15 protein-coding genes are annotated in these 14,788 nt (G+C 56.1%); all 15 read right to left on the bottom strand.

Translation table 11 applies throughout. The annotated features are described in order from the left end of the window. Window positions 1–59 precede the first annotated feature (59 nt). The 15 genes from F8A88_RS04400 to F8A88_RS04330 all read right to left on the bottom strand — a co-directional run bounded on the left by F8A88_RS04400 (window position 60) and on the right by F8A88_RS04330 (window position 14,692). Window positions 60–1,601, bottom strand: a complete 1,542-nt coding sequence (locus F8A88_RS04400) for a complex I subunit 4 family protein (RefSeq protein WP_151149866.1) — start codon at window positions 1,599–1,601, stop codon at window positions 60–62. A 24-nt stretch (window positions 1,602–1,625) separates the two neighbouring features. Beyond that, on the bottom strand, window positions 1,626–3,407 hold the full coding sequence (locus F8A88_RS04395; protein ID WP_194163268.1) for a Na(+)/H(+) antiporter subunit D: 1,782 nt from the start codon (window positions 3,405–3,407) through the stop codon (window positions 1,626–1,628). Further along, entirely contained in the window at window positions 3,391–3,654 is a 264-nt protein-coding gene (locus F8A88_RS04390; protein WP_151149865.1) for a 2TM domain-containing protein, read from the bottom strand. Before F8A88_RS04390 ends, F8A88_RS04395 begins: the two co-directional genes overlap by 17 nt. Window positions 3,655–3,663: 9 nt before the next feature. Continuing rightward, window positions 3,664–5,235 (bottom strand): monovalent cation/H+ antiporter subunit D family protein, encoded by a 1,572-nt coding sequence (locus F8A88_RS04385; protein ID WP_151149864.1) that lies wholly within the window; start codon window positions 5,233–5,235, stop codon window positions 3,664–3,666. A 2-nt stretch (window positions 5,236–5,237) separates the two neighbouring features. Next, window positions 5,238–5,546: an NADH-quinone oxidoreductase subunit NuoK gene (nuoK, locus tag F8A88_RS04380; protein ID WP_151149863.1), complete on the bottom strand. Its 309-nt coding sequence runs from the start codon at window positions 5,544–5,546 to the stop codon at window positions 5,238–5,240. Next, complete coding sequence (locus tag F8A88_RS04375; RefSeq protein ID WP_151149862.1) at window positions 5,543–6,052, bottom strand: NADH-quinone oxidoreductase subunit J family protein; 510 nt, start codon at window positions 6,050–6,052, stop codon at window positions 5,543–5,545. Before F8A88_RS04375 ends, nuoK begins: the two co-directional genes overlap by 4 nt. A gap of 13 nt (window positions 6,053–6,065) precedes the next feature. Then, on the bottom strand, window positions 6,066–6,626 hold the full coding sequence (locus tag F8A88_RS04370) for a 4Fe-4S binding protein (RefSeq protein ID WP_151149861.1): 561 nt from the start codon (window positions 6,624–6,626) through the stop codon (window positions 6,066–6,068). Window positions 6,627–6,639: 13 nt separating this feature from the next. Continuing rightward, a complete protein-coding gene (nuoH, locus tag F8A88_RS04365; RefSeq protein ID WP_151149860.1) occupies window positions 6,640–7,611 on the bottom strand; it encodes an NADH-quinone oxidoreductase subunit NuoH in 972 nt (323 codons plus the stop codon). Between the two features lie 8 nt (window positions 7,612–7,619). Beyond that, on the bottom strand, window positions 7,620–8,807 hold the full coding sequence (locus tag F8A88_RS04360) for an NADH-quinone oxidoreductase subunit D (RefSeq protein ID WP_151149859.1): 1,188 nt from the start codon (window positions 8,805–8,807) through the stop codon (window positions 7,620–7,622). Beyond that, window positions 8,804–9,316, bottom strand: a complete 513-nt coding sequence (locus F8A88_RS04355; protein WP_151149858.1) for an NADH-quinone oxidoreductase subunit C — start codon at window positions 9,314–9,316, stop codon at window positions 8,804–8,806. Before F8A88_RS04355 ends, F8A88_RS04360 begins: the two co-directional genes overlap by 4 nt. A 2-nt stretch (window positions 9,317–9,318) precedes the next feature. Further along, window positions 9,319–9,864, bottom strand: a complete 546-nt coding sequence (locus F8A88_RS04350) for an NADH-quinone oxidoreductase subunit B (protein ID WP_151149857.1) — start codon at window positions 9,862–9,864, stop codon at window positions 9,319–9,321. Continuing rightward, a complete protein-coding gene (locus F8A88_RS04345) occupies window positions 9,843–10,220 on the bottom strand; it encodes an NADH-quinone oxidoreductase subunit A (RefSeq protein ID WP_151149856.1) in 378 nt (125 codons plus the stop codon). The genes F8A88_RS04350 and F8A88_RS04345 overlap by 22 nt, the downstream gene beginning before the upstream one ends. A gap of 133 nt (window positions 10,221–10,353) precedes the next feature. Continuing rightward, the gene (locus F8A88_RS04340; RefSeq protein WP_241667335.1) at window positions 10,354–11,670 is read right to left on the bottom strand and encodes a two-component system response regulator; all 1,317 of its coding nucleotides are present in this window, start codon (window positions 11,668–11,670) and stop codon (window positions 10,354–10,356) included. Window positions 11,671–12,611: 941 nt separating this feature from the next. Continuing rightward, window positions 12,612–13,544, bottom strand: a complete 933-nt coding sequence (locus F8A88_RS04335; RefSeq protein WP_241667370.1) for a glycosyltransferase family 4 protein — start codon at window positions 13,542–13,544, stop codon at window positions 12,612–12,614. 2 nt (window positions 13,545–13,546) lie between these two features. Next, the gene (locus F8A88_RS04330) at window positions 13,547–14,692 is read right to left on the bottom strand and encodes a glycosyltransferase family 4 protein (protein ID WP_151149853.1); all 1,146 of its coding nucleotides are present in this window, start codon (window positions 14,690–14,692) and stop codon (window positions 13,547–13,549) included. Window positions 14,693–14,788: the final 96 nt, after the last annotated feature.

The following is a 14,788-nucleotide window of genomic DNA, read 5'->3' as shown; positions in this document are numbered from 1 at the left end:
CGCCAGAAAAACAAGTTCCGGCAGGAGCAGCGAAATGTCGAAGTTCACTTCCTACCTCCTTATTCCGCGCTGAACAGCAGGCCGGAGAACACGCTCTGAGCCGCCGTTTTCACGGGTTGTTGGTTTTCCACCTGCACAACGGCCTTGCGCTCTCCGAAGTCCATCAGAAGCTTCTCGATGGACGGGTCAATGATCTTGTAAAAGATGCCCGGCGCAAGACCGATGTAGAGTACGAACACTGCGGGTATGGCCAGATAGGTCCATTCCCGCTCGTTCAGGTCCTTCCACCCCGGCTTGAAGGAACTGGGTTGTCCCCAAGCCAGCTTGAGAGAGACCTTGAACATGTATGCCGCTGCGAGCAACGCACCGGGAACAATGGCGAACCCGATCCAGGTCTTGGCCTGGAACGCGCCGATGAACACCAGTATTTCACCCACGAACCCGTTGGTCCCCGGGAAGCCGAAGGACGACAGGGCAAACAGGCCCCAGAAGAACATGAACGCGGGCATATACTTGCCGAGCCCCATGTTGTCCGAGATATTCCTGCTGTGGCTGCGTTCGTACACCGCGCCGATCATCATGAACATTGCGCCGGTGACGATGCCGTGGTTGAGCATCTGCATGATGGCTCCTTCCACGCCGCGCACGTTGAACAGGAAGATGCCCAGCGTCACGAATCCCATATGGCCCACCGAGGAGTAGGCTACCAGCTTCTTGACGTCCGACTGGCCCAATGCCACCGCACCGCCGTAAATGATGGAGGCGATGGAGATGGCAATCATCATGGGCGCAAAGAACTCACTGGCCGCCGGTGTCAGCGGCAGGCAGAAACGCAGGAATCCGTAGGTTCCCATTTTCAGCAGCACGGCCGCCAGAATCACGGAACCGGCCGAAGGGGCCTGCACGTGCGCTGCGGGAAGCCATGTATGGAACGGGAACATGGGCACCTTGATGGCAAAGGCCAGAGCCATGGCCAAAAACGCCCAGAACTGGAAGTTGAAGGTAAAGTTGATGGTCATCAACTCGGGGATGGCAAACGTGCCGCCCGTGATGCGGAAAGCCACGATGGCTGCCAGCAGCAAGGTCGAACCCGCCAGCGTGTACAGGAAGAACTTGATCGACGCGTAACGCCGTTCATCGCCGCCCCATACCGCAATGAGCAGGTACATGGGGATAAGCATGGCTTCCCAGAACACATAGAAGAGAACCAGATCCAGTGCCGAAAACACCCCGATACAGGCCGAGGTCATAAACAGCAGGCAGAAATGGAACTCCTTGATGCGTTTGCCGATGTATGTCCACGAACACAGAACGCACAGTGGCAGCACCGCAAGGGTCAAAAGGACCATGAGGTAGCTGATACCGTCGATGCCGAGATAGTATTCGAGTCCCCACTGGGGAATCCACGGCAAGCGTTCCACGAACTGGAATTCCGATGTAAACCTGAGGCCCTGAATCAGCGGAATGGCCAACATGAGTTCCACGATGGAAGCAGCCAGGGTAAAGCCCCTGGACAGCCAGCCCGGAACGATGAACAGGCCAACCGCCGCCAGCAAGGGGAAGGCGATCAGGCTTGTGAGAACAGGGTATCCGTAGTCCAAAACGTCACTCCCTGATTAAAGTATCTATCCGAAATACCAGACAAGACCAAACAGGCACAGCCCGAGGAACACAGCAAGCGCAAGGTAATCCTGAAGGCGCGAAGTCTGCACCTTGGCCCCTGCGCGGCCGATGTTCCTGACCGTGTATGCCGATCCGTCCACAACGGTATCAATGCCTTTCCTGTCGAACCACGCCGTCTTGTTGCCCATGCCGATGAGTCCTCTGAGGCCCACGGTGCGGTAGACTTCGGTCCATACGTCGTCAATCTTGGAAAGCGGCCAGCAGATGACTGCCATGACCAGCTTGCCGATCAGACGGTAGAAGTAGTCGAAGTCCAGATTGAGCTTGGAGTGCGGCGTGATGACCTGCCGGGTGAAGTAGAACGCCAGCCCCGAGAATCCGAGCAGCAGCAATGCCTGCAGCACGTGCCATGTGGTCCAGGGGTGATAGGCGTGTTCAACCGCGTACGGCAGGTAGCGGTACAGGATATCGGGATAGATACCCTGCAAGGTGCACAGGAAGCCGCCCATGGCCATGGCCACGTACATGTTCAACGGAATGGGCCTGATCTCACCGGTATACTCGCGCTTCCGTCCCCAGAAGGCGAAGTACGGGAGCTTGATGCCCACCGAAATGAACGTACCCACGGCAGCCACTTCCATACCGAAAGCCAGCCAAGTGCGATGCGCCTCGGCCGCTCCGGTGATGGTCATGGTCTTGGAGATGAAGCCGTTGAACAGCGGCATCCCCGAGATGGACAGGGCCGCGATCATGTACAAAACCATGACCCACGGCAACTTGTAGGCAAGGCCGCCCAGCTTGTCGAGCTTGGCCGTGCCCGTGGCATACAGCAGGCAGCCCGCGCCCATGAACAGCAACCCCTTGTAGAGGATGTGCGCATAGGCGTGCGCCACGGCTCCGTTCAGTGTCATGGCCGTGCCGATGCCGATACCCGCAACCATGTATCCCACCTGCGAAACGATGTGGTAGGAAAGGATGCGCCGCGCATTGTTCTCGATACACGCGTACAGCACGCCGAAAACAGCCATGATGGTACCGGCTATGGCCAGCACCTCCCAACCGGCGAATCCGCGGCAAAGCACGTACACGGCGGTCTTGGTGGTGAACGCGCACATGAACACCGCACCCGCGATTGATGCACGCGGATAGGCGTCCGGCAGCCACGCATGCAGCGGAACCACGGCCGCGTTCACGCAGAACCCGGCCAGAATCAGCCAGTCATAGTACTGAGCTGCCGAGGGATCAATGTGCGTGAAGGCGAAGGTGCCAAGCGCCTTGTAGCGCAACAGCATGCCGGCCAGAAGGAAAAGGCCGCCGACCGTATGGTACATGAAGTACCGGAAACCGGCCCCGACGCATTCCTTTGTTCCGGCCTGCCAGACCAGGAAGGTCGAGCCGACGCTCATGAGTTCCCAGAACAGGAACAGGGTCACGTAGTCGCCCGCGAACACGCAGCCGAATCCGCCCGCCACATACAGTGAACCGGCGATGTAGTGCCCCTTGTCCTTGAGATGCATGGAATACACCATGCCGATAAGTGCGATTATGGCGAAGACCTGACCGAAAACAATGGACAGTTTGTCCACGCGTCCCAGCACGAGGGTTTCACCGATGTACGGCAGTCCGCCATACGTGCCGGGGTCCACCGTCATGATCCCGTACAGGGCCAGAAGCGGGGGCACCAGCGCCAGCCAGCGCCATGCTCCGCCCCGGAAAAACGGGACGGCCAAGGCAAAGGCCAGGAAGCCGATGGACGGGTGAAGGAAGCTACTCGCCTCGATCATAGTAATCCTCCTTCCTGCCTATGGTGGGCTGAACGATCTTCTTCATGACCAAGACCATGACAAGTCCGATCCCGCATCCGAAGATGGCCCAGAAGCCCGGGTATTTATCCAATCCAAAGTGCGGATGATGCGGATGGATGAAGAAGTTGAGTGCGACCAGCACGGCCAGCACCACGAAGAATATCATTCTCCATGCCTTCCAGTTGTCCCGCATCTTTTCCAGCATTATTCCGAGTCCGCTGTTCATAGTTACCCCCTAGAAGTTCCCGAAGACTTTTATGAAGTTCAGGAATGTCTGCGGATACAGACCCAGCAGCACGGAGATGACCGCAGTAGTGAACAACGGCACGACCATGACTCCCGGAGCCTCGCTGTATTGCTCAATGTTGGCCTCCGGCGCGGGTTTGCGGAAGAAGGCCCTGTACAGAATGGGTACGAAGTACCCGGCATTGAGCGCCGTACTGGCCAACAGGGCAACCAGCAGGATCGTCTGATCGATCTGCAGGGTTCCCTTGACCAGATACCATTTGGAAACGAATCCGCAGACCGGAGGAACGCCGATCATGGACAGGCTTGCCAGACCGAACGCACCAAATGTCCACGGCATGCGCCGTCCCAGCCCGTCCATGAGGCTGATCTTCTTGATGTGCGTGGCCACATAGATGGCACCGGCTGCGAAGAACAGCGTGATCTTGGAAAAGGCGTGGTGGGCGATGTGCATCACGCCGCCCTGCACCGCGAATTGCGAGAGCATGGCCACGCCGATAACTACATATGAAAGCTGACTGACCGTGGAATAGGCCAGCCGGGCCTTGATGTCGTCCTTGGTCAGGGCGATAAGCGAGGCGCACACGATGGTGAACGCCGCAACATACGCCGTTGCCAGCCCGAGGTTCAGATTGCCCATGAACGTTCCCGGGGCAAACCAGACGCTGCCCAGGATGCTGAAGGACATGTCCGAAAAGGTCAGCTTGCCAAGAACGCCGGTGCCGAATCCCGAAAGGATGATCCGGCAGACGCAAAACACACCCGCCTTAACAACTGCCACTGCGTGCAGCAACGCGGAAACCGGTGTGGGCGCCACCATTGCCGAAGGCAGCCAGTTGTGGAACGGCATAAGCGCGGCCTTGCCGATACCTGCGATATACAGAATGTACGTCAGGCCAACCAGACCGGGATGCTCGGCAAGAACCTGTGCCGAGAACATGCCATGCACGATGTCGTGCAAGTTGAAATCCAGCGAGCCGGTCAATACGTAGGTAAGCACCATGGCCGGGAGCAGGAAGAGCTTGGACGTACCCATCAAATAGACGATGTACTTCCGCGCCCCGGAGAACCCATCGGTGTCCTGATGATGGGCGACCAGCGGGTAGGTGAACACGGTGATGACCTCGTAGAAGAGGTACAGGGTGAACACGTTGGCCGCAAAGGCCACGCCCATGGCACCGAATATGGCCACGGCAAAACAGATATAGTAGCGGGTCTGCGCGTGCTCTTTGAGACTGCGCATGTACCCTATGTTGTAGCTGGTCGCGAATATCCAGAGGAAGGAAGCGATCAGCCCGAAGATCATGCTAAGCCCGTCTGCTGCAAAGGAGACCTTGATGCCGGGAAGAATCGTGAAGAGTTCAAACCCGGGCACCTCGCCCCGCAGCACCATGGGTGCCATGCTCAATACCGAGAGAAACGTGACCCCAGCCGCGAGAAAGCTCATGGCTTCCCGTTTGTTCTGATCGTGGCGAGCCAGCCAGATCAGAAGCGGTGCGACAAGGGTAGCAGCTACCGGCATCAGCAACCGTGTGGTTTCGATTGTGACTCCGTTGACCATAACTATTCCTTCAACGTGGTGATATCACCGGTTTTTGCGGAGCCGAACCGCCTGAACACGACCACGATTATGGACAGCACGAGCGTTGCCTCGGCTGCTGCCAGGCCCATGACGAACAGGGTTCCCAACTGCCCGAGCGTCGCATTGGCCTCGGTCAGTTGCGCGGCCGCCACAATGGACAGCCCTGCCCCGTTAAGCATGAGCTCCACGGCGATCAGCATACCCACCAGACTCCTGCGCTTGGTGATTCCGAAGAGTCCCGCAGTAAGCAGCATGAGCGCCACCAGTTGGTAAAGAACGAGAGTGCTCATTTGCGTCCCCTCCTTTCCCATGCCAGCAGCACTGCGCCGGACATGGCGATCATCAGTACGGCTGAAATGATCTCGAACGGCAGGAAATACGAACCAAGCAGCTCGTGTCCCAACGCGTTGATGCTCACATCCGGAGGCGTGTTTATGCTGTCCACCGGGCGGGTCATAAGAATCCAGCCCAAAATCGCGGCCGGAGACGCTGCCCCCACAAGGGCAAACAGGTGTTTGCGTATGGAGGCGGGTTTGGCCTCATCACCCGCGGCATCAGCCCGTGTGAGCATGACCGCGAAGAAGATGAGCACACTCACCGCTCCAACGTAGATAAGCAGTTGCATGAAGGCCATGAACGGCGAATTGAGCAGCATGTACATGCCTGCCACGCCCACAAGGGTCGTGATCAGCCCCACAAGGGCCCGGACAAGGCTGCTGCTGCCCACGGCTACCACCGCACCGGCGAGGATGACGGCGGTGTAGACGGCAAAAGCCACTTTACCCATGAGTTCCATCTGTCAACCTCGCTTATTGTTTCTTTGATGCAGGCGCGTCGCACCGCGGCTCAGCCTGACTGCGCAGGCGTTCCAACAGGTCGAACTTGAAATCGTCCCGACTTGTTCCGACAAGATAAATGTCGTTGGAGAACCGAAGTGATTTGACGGGACAGACCTCGACGCACGTACCGCACAGGCTGCACAACGAATAATCGAGCATGAATCCGGCAGGATTCTTGGGTGCGGCAGGCTTCTTGACCTTTTCTCCCTTGGCCTTGGCCTCTTCCATAGCCTTCTGCTGTTCGGGCGTGGGCTTTGGTGCCTTCTGCTTGGTCACCTTGATACACCCGCTCGGGCAGCTTGTGGCGCACATCTGACACGAAATGCACCGCGGCATGCACGGGTCCTTGGGCTTGCCCACAAGCTCGATATGGCCCGCGTATGTCTTGAGGTTTTCATCATCGATAACCTGGCGCGGATAGTGGACCGTGACCTGTTTCATGGCAAAATACTTGCCGGTCACCTTGAGGCCCACGATCAGGCTCCAGAGATCCTTGATGGGCTGCAGGATGTTCCTGCGGATCGTTTCCATAGGATCCTCCTCCCTACAGCTTTATGAAAAGCGCGGTTGCCAGCAGATTGAACGTGGCCAGCGGCAACAGCCATTTCCAGTTGATGTTCAACAGCTGGTCGAACCGCACGCGCGGGTAGGTCCAGCGAACCCAGATCATCAGGAACAACAGTGCATAGGTCTTGGCCAGGAACCACCACCATCCGTCAAGGAACGGCCCCTTGAAACCGCCCAGATACAGAACCGTACACACCGAGCAGACGACCACCATGTAGGCGTATTCAGCCATGAAGAACAGGCCGAATCCCATGGAGGAATATTCGGTGTGGAACCCTGCGGTCAGTTCGGACTCACCTTCGGGCAAGTCGAACGGGGCGCGGTTGGTTTCACCAAAAGCACTGACCAGGAAAATAATGAAGCCCAAAGGCTGTATCACGATGTTCCATTGCCAGGGCCATGCTCCCTGCATGGTGGTTATCTCGGTCAGATTCAGCGTTCCTGTGATGAAGGCAACGGCCAACACGGCCAGAAGCATGGGGATCTCGTATGCCACGGCCTGTGCCACCGCACGCGCAGCACCCAAAAGCCCCCATTTGTTCTTGGAAGCCCACCCTGCCAGCAACAGAGCCAGCGAGTTGAATCCGGCGAAAGCCAGAATCAACAGGATGCCGAGGTTCATTTCCATGCCGGTCAAAACCGGGCCGTAAGGAATGGGCGCAAACAGCAACAGCACCGGCACAAAGGAAAGGACCGGCGCCAGCCAGAACAGTACGCTGTCCGCCCCGTCCGGGGTCAGCAGCTGTTTGCCCATGAGCTTGAGACCGTCAATGAGCGGCTGCAATATGCCGTGCGGTCCAACCTCGAACGGTCCGGGCCTGCGCTGGATGTGGCCTGCAAACTTGCGTTCAAAGTAAACCAGAACCAACGCGTTGAGTCCGACCCATGCCATGATTGCGACCAGGGCGATGATCAGATGCAACAATTGAGTATTGATGAATGTCGTCATACGCCCCCCTACCTGTCGATTTCCGGAATGATCAGGTCAAGACTGCCGAGAATGGCAACGGCGTCGGCAATAAGCACACCCTCTGCCACTTCCCCGAACGAACTCAGGTTGCTGTAGCTCGGGGACCGCAGCTTGACGCGATACGGTGTCTTGGAGCCATCGGAAACCACGTGCACGCCGACCTTGCCGCGTCCGCTTTCCACGGCAAACCACGCCTCGCCCGCCGGAGCCTTCCAGTTGGGCTTGGGTGCCTTCTCCATGATGCGTTCGCCCTTGGCCTGTTCCAACCCTTCCACGGCCTGTTCCAGAATCCGCAGGGTCTGGGCCATTTCCTCCATGCGCACCAGGTACCGTCCTGCCGCGCAACAGGTATCTTCCGTAGGAATTTCAAAGTCGAAACGGTCATAAATGGAATATGGCTCGTTGCGCCGCACATCGTAATTGATGCCGGAGCCTCTCGCCACAGGTCCTGTGCAACCGAAGCGATTCACCACGTCCGGAGACATCTCCCCGATGCCCTCGACACGTTTGCGCAGAATGATGTTGTCCGTGACAAGATCCTTGTACATGGGCAACCGCTTGCGGAAGTAGGGGATGAAGTCCTTGATCATCTGCACGGCCTTGTCGTCCAGATCCATCTGCACTCCGCCGATGCGGAACGAGCTGTAGGTCAGGCGCGACCCCGTAGGCCTCTGCAGTATGTCCAGAATGGCTTCACGATCATCAAACGCGTACAGGATGGGGGTAAATGCCCCAAGGTCCAGCAGGTATGCGCCCCACCACAAGAGGTGCGACGCCAGCCTGTTCAATTCGCAGGTGATGACCCGAATGTATTCGGCCCTCTCGGGCACCTCGATCCCGGCCAATTTCTCCACGGCTCCCACATAAGCCCAGTTCCAGGCCAGGGGATGCCCGTAGTCCACGCGCCCCATGTTGGGAATGAACTGATACCAGCTCTTTACCTCGCCCATCTTCTCGTGCATCCGGTGCAGATATCCCAAAACAGGCTCGGCCCGCAGGATATATTCGCCGTCCACCTCGAGAATGACGCGCAAAACGCCGTGTGTGGATGGATGCTGCGGCCCCATGTTGAGCACCAGCGTATTTTCCTCGCACCCCTGCTGGAAACGCCGTGCATAGAAGTCGCCGCCAATCGGGTCTTCGACCCGGGCCTGAAAAACGGTTTCAGAGCTCATTGCGCTGCCTCCTCTGTCTTTTCATCCAGAAGGTCGAACCCGTCGGCCCGGCTCACGATTTCACCACAATTAAGCAGTTCGACCAGCGTAAACCGTTTCTTGGCCGCCTTCACAAGAGGATGGATGTCGGACTCGGCAGGCAAAAGCAGATTCACCATATTCGGGTTGCCCCTGAACATGATGCCATGGAAATCATAGGTCTCCCGCTCATGCCATTCGGCCCCCTGGAACACGCCCGCAATGGAATCAACCTCGGCATCCGTATGATCAAGCAACACACGCAAACATACGCGCTCCCGCTTTTCAAAATGGTCAAACAGATAGTTGACCAACATGCCTTCGGCCGCATCTATGGCGTGTACGCTTTCCAAATGAAAATCCAAATGCTTCAGCTGTTCGGCAGCATCCACGACCCGGTCCGGATCCAGAAACACGTTCCAGTCTATTCCGGTGGCCGCGCGGTCGCCCTTGGCAACGCAAAGCGTGTTGAAGTGTTCAAATACGGTCATGATCACTCTCCCACCTGCTTTGCAACCGGCCACCAGCGTTTGCCGGTAATCTTGCGTTGCAGTTCGAACAATCCTTCAAGCAGTCCTTCCGGTCTGGGAGGACATCCCGGCACGTAAACGTCCACGGGAATCAGCTTGTCCACTCCTTCAACCACATTGTACTGCCCCTTGAATTTGAAGGGACCGCCGGAAATGGCACAGTTGCCCATGGCGATTACCCATTTGGGCCCAGGCATCTGTTCGTAAAGACGGACAATGCCCGGCGCGAACTTGTGTGTCACGGTCCCGGCCACGATCATGAGGTCGGCCTGCCTTGGCGAGGGGCGAAAAACCTCCGCACCAAAACGAGCGAGGTCAAATCGCGCCATGCCTGTGGCCATCATCTCGATGGCACAACAAGCCAGTCCGAAGGTCATGGGCCAAAGCGACATGGATCGGCAGACATCCATGATATCCTGGGCCAACTCGACGTTGACCAACGGCTCTTCCATGTAACTGCCGTTGGCGGTCAGGAGGTCCGGGCGCTTCAACGTATCTTTCTCGGCCATGTGAAAACCCCCTTCGCCCAGAAATAGGCAATGGAAAGAATAAGAAAGAAAAGGAAAATGAACACCTTGACAAACGGAAGCCACCCTGCGGCCTCCCGGTATGCCACTGAAACCGGGAACAGGTAAAGCACGTCCACGTCAAAAGCGAGAAAGATCAGCGCATAGACGTAATAGGAAATGCCGAATCGTACCCAGGGGCTGCCCATGGGACGCATGCCGCATTCATACGACATGCCCACATCCCCTCCGCGGGCCTTTGGAGCAAGCAGCGAGGCCAGAAGCAACGGCCCGGCAGCAAACAACACCCCCGCCAGCAAGAACAAAATGATGGCAAAGTGCAACCAGTTGAAGACCATAAACGTTCCTCTTGCGGTTGACGAACGGGTCGTATGACGAACCGTTCCGTTTTCAAAACCGGCCAACCCGGCTCCGAAACGATGTCGACCAACCTGAACACTGGTCCCAGGCCGCACCAACGGCCAGAATCAGCTACTGTACCGGACGGTAGAATGCATACCCGGAACTTCCCGTCCGCTTGGACATGTACATGGCCGAATCCGCCTTGCTCAGCAGATCGGCTGCATCATCCCCATTGACGGGATACAGGCTTATGCCAATGGTCGCCCCGACTCGCATGATCCGGCCGTTCACCTCAAACGGTTTTTCCAGAACATCAATCAGGCCGCGGGCCACCGCTGACACACTGTCGACACCCTCTATCCTCTCAAGCAACACGCCAAACTCGTCTCCCCCGATACGGGCAAACGTATCCGCCGCGCGGATTCTCCCGAGACAACGATCTGCGACCTGGCCAAGAAGCCTGTCGCCCACGCCGTGTCCGAAGGAATCGTTGACGCTTTTGAAATCATTCAGATCTACAAACAACACGGCAAGTTCTGTTTTATAACGTCTTGCAGCCTGAACGGCGTGCTCAAGACGATCAAAAAACACATGCCGGTTGGGCACCCCGGTGAGGCTGTCTATGGTGGCAAGATGACGTAACTCCTTTTCGCGGCTCTTGCGCCTCGTTACATCTTCCACCACCCCTTCGATCAGCAACTCGTCTCCGTTTTCATCCCGGACAAGGCGAGAGCTTTCCGAAAGCCAGACCACCTTGCCGTCTTGACGGATGACCTCAAATTCAAAATTCGAAACATAGCCGTCGTTACGGAGCGAAGCCAAAAACCGCCTCTTTTGCTCACCATCATGCATAAGCCTGTCGGCGAGTCCCGGAACACCGATTAAATCTTCCGGACGGTCATAGCCCAAAATGCCCAGCAGGGCAGGGTTGGCCTCCCGGAAGGTTCCGTCCATCGAGCACTGGAAGATTCCTTCTACCGCACGCTCGAAAATCGATCTGAACTTTTCCTCAGCCGCACGCAAGGCACGTTCGGCCTCGGCGCGTTGCCTGATTTCATTTTGCAGCTGAACCTTCTGTCGATGCAGCTGCAGAAAAACCTGTACCTTGCTCTTGAGCGTCTGCACATCCACCGGACGAAACAAATAATCGACGGCCCCGGCTTCATAGCCGAGCTTCACGTTGTCCTGATCCTGGAAAATGGCGGTTATGAAAATAATCGGAACGTGTCGGCCGTTATCAATGGACTTGATGGCTTCGGCAACTTCGTACCCATTCATCCCCGGCATCTGAATATCCAAAAGGATCAGCGCGAACTCGTTTTCCTTGACCTGCTCGATCGCTTCAGCCCCGTTGGCGGCCTGAAGCACATCGCACTCCTGCTCCGAAAGCAGGTGGTTAAGCAGTGCCAAATTTGTTTGCGAGTCGTCGACGATCAACACTTTCATCTCACTTGTGGACATCTCTTACCCTCTGGCGTCGTACGGGTTTGGAACGTTAATGACGATTCAACGGCATTATGAAGCGCCTAACAACGACCCTCACCAAAAACAACGTCCGCACCATCGGGAGCAGGGTTAAACTTTCAACATTTCCCAAAGAGCAATTAGTACAATTAACTTTTAAATATCAGACAAATAAAAAAACTTTAAACACTTTTTTCAACGAATGTGCAGAATATTAAGACTGCAAACAAATAAATACGCCGCCGCGCAACAAGGACCTCCCCTTTCAGCCAAAGGCCAACACTTCACCCTGAGACCTCGGCAACGGTCTCGACTTCACAGGTTCGCGCAAGGGAACAACAAAGGGGAAAACATTCGCGGACAGGAAACAGGTTCGCGGCAGACGAACAGCATGCAGAGAATCAAAAAAAACGTTTTGACGCGAAAAAATACATACCCGCCCTTTTTCAAGGCAAGTACGTATACAAATACAACAGTCGCGCAACAGACGAAAAACCATTGCGAGGCCTTCGGTTAGTCCGGCCCCGCCCGGACACTCCGCAATCCTGGTCTCCATGAACACCCCTTGTCACAAGAACTTTTCATCCGGCAGCGCAACCATCCCCCCACAAGACCGAATGAAGTTTGTATGATTACTTTGCTTATAGCTTCATTTGCAAACTAAAGGCAAGAAATGTCTCGGCTTGTGAAAACTTTCCCTGCTTTTTTTTTCTCGCATTGCCCCCAGAACCCCACCTTCGTTAACGATTGTGCAGAAATGCACAACCTCACAAAAAACATCACGGGCAAATCCAACCACTCTTTTTGAGCACTAATTCTTTAACAGTAACATCATTTGAATACTAAAATATCATAAATGCTACTAATTCGCAAAAAAAAAGCCGGGCAATCCCGGCAAGGCCAATCACATCATTTCGTTCAATCTACCACGGCTCCCAAAACTGTCGACCAACGACAGCACTATCAAATCGCGATACAACCTTGTCTCGGGCCGCTCTGCCCATAGCCTGACGCAATTCAGGGTCATCCAGCAAATGCATTACATATTTTTCCCACTCACTGGGATCGTCAACAAGAAACCCATCGATACCATGGTCAACGACTTCGGCATTGCTCCCCGCGGCAGAGACCACCGGAACAATCCCACAAGCCATAAACTGCAATAATTCGGAAACATTTCTTGATAAATCATTTTCCTCAGAAGGAACGACCCCGACATCCATGCCCCACAACTGGGCAACAAGGCGTTCTTCGGAACGCTTTTCCCAAAAAACGAAATCACTGCAAGGACCTTCATACGGCTTTTCCGAAACAACCTGAAACTGAACCGGACCAGCCAGCCCTTGTAACCGGTTCAGCACAGAATCAAGCGCGCCGGCGGTCTCCTGCGTCCCCATAATGCCTACCTGCAGCGGAGAGGCCGAATCACTTTCACTGCGTGGAACAAAGCGTCCGGTATCCACTCCTTCGGGCACCACGCGCACGCGCTCGCAATGGGGATTCATGACCCGGGCCAATTCAAGATGCGACGCGGTACAAACCCCGGCCCTGCGGCACTGGTGCACAAACCGCTCCTGCCGACTCTCCGGAAAAACCGTGGAACAATCAAAGACAATGCGGGCGCCACGGGTACCGAGCCACACCAGTTCAGCACGGGACAACAGCAGGTCATGAACGATTATCTGTCTGGCACGGGGCAGCCCCATGAAAAATAAAAACCGCCGCAGACCACTTTCCGGAACATCTCGCAGGCTGCAGGCCAAACCTTCGGCCTCGGCCCGATCCATGAATAGAGCCACTCGTGACTGTTGGACGCAAACGGGGCGTTTTTTCACCAAGAACAAGACATCCAGCATTTTCACACCGGCCTGCGGTTATTAAGATGATTGTCCACAAGATCAAGATACGGCCCAAGGCCGGAATCAATGGCATCCGGCCAGTCAGGCGGAGCAGCTACCGGTTCCCGAAAGACTCGCTGTATCAGCTTCGCCATGTTCGCATGGTCGGCAGGGTCGGGAAAGACGTACTTCGTATCGACAAAGCGGGCACTTCCGTTCATGGCACTGGAGAGAACCCTGCAACCACAGGCCTGGGCTTCAAGCACGGCATTGGAACAGGCGTCAAAAAAGGAGGCAAGCACGAAAACATCCGCAGCCCGATAAAAAGAAACCATGTCCGAAACACGGCCATGAAAGCATACCCGCTCCTCCACTCCGAGCGTGCGCGCAAGCCGCAAAAAAGCAGCCGGATTACGTCCGCCAGCCACGTGAAGCTTGAACTCCTGCGGCAACAGGGCCAAGGCCCTGAGCAGCGGCCCGATTCCCTTGAGCATAAAATTGGTTCCGGCCGTGGCAACAACCACATCATTGGGGCCGATTCCCAGCGCCCCCCTGCAATGCTGCCGCTCCTGATCCGTTGCAGGGACAAAACGGGATATGTCCGGTTCGTTGTAAATGACCCTGACCCGCTGCGCCTCAAGATACGGATGCGCCTCAAGGATACGCTCCCGAACGAAGTCCGACACGGCAACAACGGTTCCAGCCCGTTTCATGCGCAGTGAATCAATGGCGGCAATGGTCCATCCGGCAGGAGAGACAGCACGACGAAATGCCTTGAGAAAGCGTGCAAAACCCTTGGGCCATGCACGAATGGAGAGTCGGTTGAATACCCGTATGGGGCACCCGCCGACCCGGGCGATGTCCTGGGTTACGGTATTGCCCAAGCCAAAAACCAAATCATAGGTATTGCGACGTTGAACATATTCGGCTGCAAGGGCAAACCACAGCACCTTGATGAACCGAAACGGCCCAAAACGCCCCACCACCACAGGACGCACGCCGGACGGTATTTCTTCCTCAACCCGCGCACAGATGAAATCCACGTCGTGCCCCTTTTCAGCAAGGGCAGCAGCAAGCCGCCAAGCAAACCCTTCGGCTCCGCCATAACGGCCCAGCTTGGGCATGACAACGGCAATACGTGCTTTTTTTTTGGTGGTTCCCTGCATTAAAAACTCCGCCAACCATTTGTAATCATTTTTCGAACTTAATCAAGAAGTGCGTTATTGCTCCCGAAGCCAAAGCCCGCTACAAATTCGGAAAAA

Origin of the sequence: Pseudodesulfovibrio senegalensis (assembly GCF_008830225.1) — a bacterium.
Classification (GTDB): domain Bacteria; phylum Desulfobacterota; class Desulfovibrionia; order Desulfovibrionales; family Desulfovibrionaceae; genus Pseudodesulfovibrio; species Pseudodesulfovibrio senegalensis.
This window is presented reverse-complemented; position numbering and strand designations above follow the sequence as displayed.

Excerpts from the sequence above, each read along its gene's own strand:
- F8A88_RS04395 (WP_194163268.1), bottom strand. The coding sequence starts at position 3,407 with ATGATCGAGGCGAGTAGCTTCCTTCACCCGTCCATCGGCTTCCTGGCC.
- F8A88_RS04390 (WP_151149865.1), bottom strand. The coding sequence starts at position 3,654 with ATGAACAGCGGACTCGGAATAATGCTGGAAAAGATGCGGGACAACTGG.
- F8A88_RS04385 (WP_151149864.1), bottom strand. The coding sequence starts at position 5,235 with ATGGTCAACGGAGTCACAATCGAAACCACACGGTTGCTGATGCCGGTA.
- nuoK (WP_151149863.1), bottom strand. The coding sequence starts at position 5,546 with ATGAGCACTCTCGTTCTTTACCAACTGGTGGCGCTCATGCTGCTTACT.
- F8A88_RS04375 (WP_151149862.1), bottom strand. The coding sequence starts at position 6,052 with ATGGAACTCATGGGTAAAGTGGCTTTTGCCGTCTACACCGCCGTCATC.
- F8A88_RS04370 (WP_151149861.1), bottom strand. The coding sequence starts at position 6,626 with ATGGAAACGATCCGCAGGAACATCCTGCAGCCCATCAAGGATCTCTGG.
- nuoH (WP_151149860.1), bottom strand. The coding sequence starts at position 7,611 with ATGACGACATTCATCAATACTCAATTGTTGCATCTGATCATCGCCCTG.
- F8A88_RS04360 (WP_151149859.1), bottom strand. The coding sequence starts at position 8,807 with ATGAGCTCTGAAACCGTTTTTCAGGCCCGGGTCGAAGACCCGATTGGC.
- F8A88_RS04355 (WP_151149858.1), bottom strand. The coding sequence starts at position 9,316 with ATGACCGTATTTGAACACTTCAACACGCTTTGCGTTGCCAAGGGCGAC.
- F8A88_RS04350 (WP_151149857.1), bottom strand. The coding sequence starts at position 9,864 with ATGGCCGAGAAAGATACGTTGAAGCGCCCGGACCTCCTGACCGCCAAC.
- F8A88_RS04345 (WP_151149856.1), bottom strand. The coding sequence starts at position 10,220 with ATGGTCTTCAACTGGTTGCACTTTGCCATCATTTTGTTCTTGCTGGCG.
- F8A88_RS04340 (WP_241667335.1), bottom strand. The coding sequence starts at position 11,670 with ATGAAAGTGTTGATCGTCGACGACTCGCAAACAAATTTGGCACTGCTT.
- F8A88_RS04335 (WP_241667370.1), bottom strand. The coding sequence starts at position 13,544 with ATGCTGGATGTCTTGTTCTTGGTGAAAAAACGCCCCGTTTGCGTCCAA.
- F8A88_RS04330 (WP_151149853.1), bottom strand. The coding sequence starts at position 14,692 with ATGCAGGGAACCACCAAAAAAAAAGCACGTATTGCCGTTGTCATGCCC.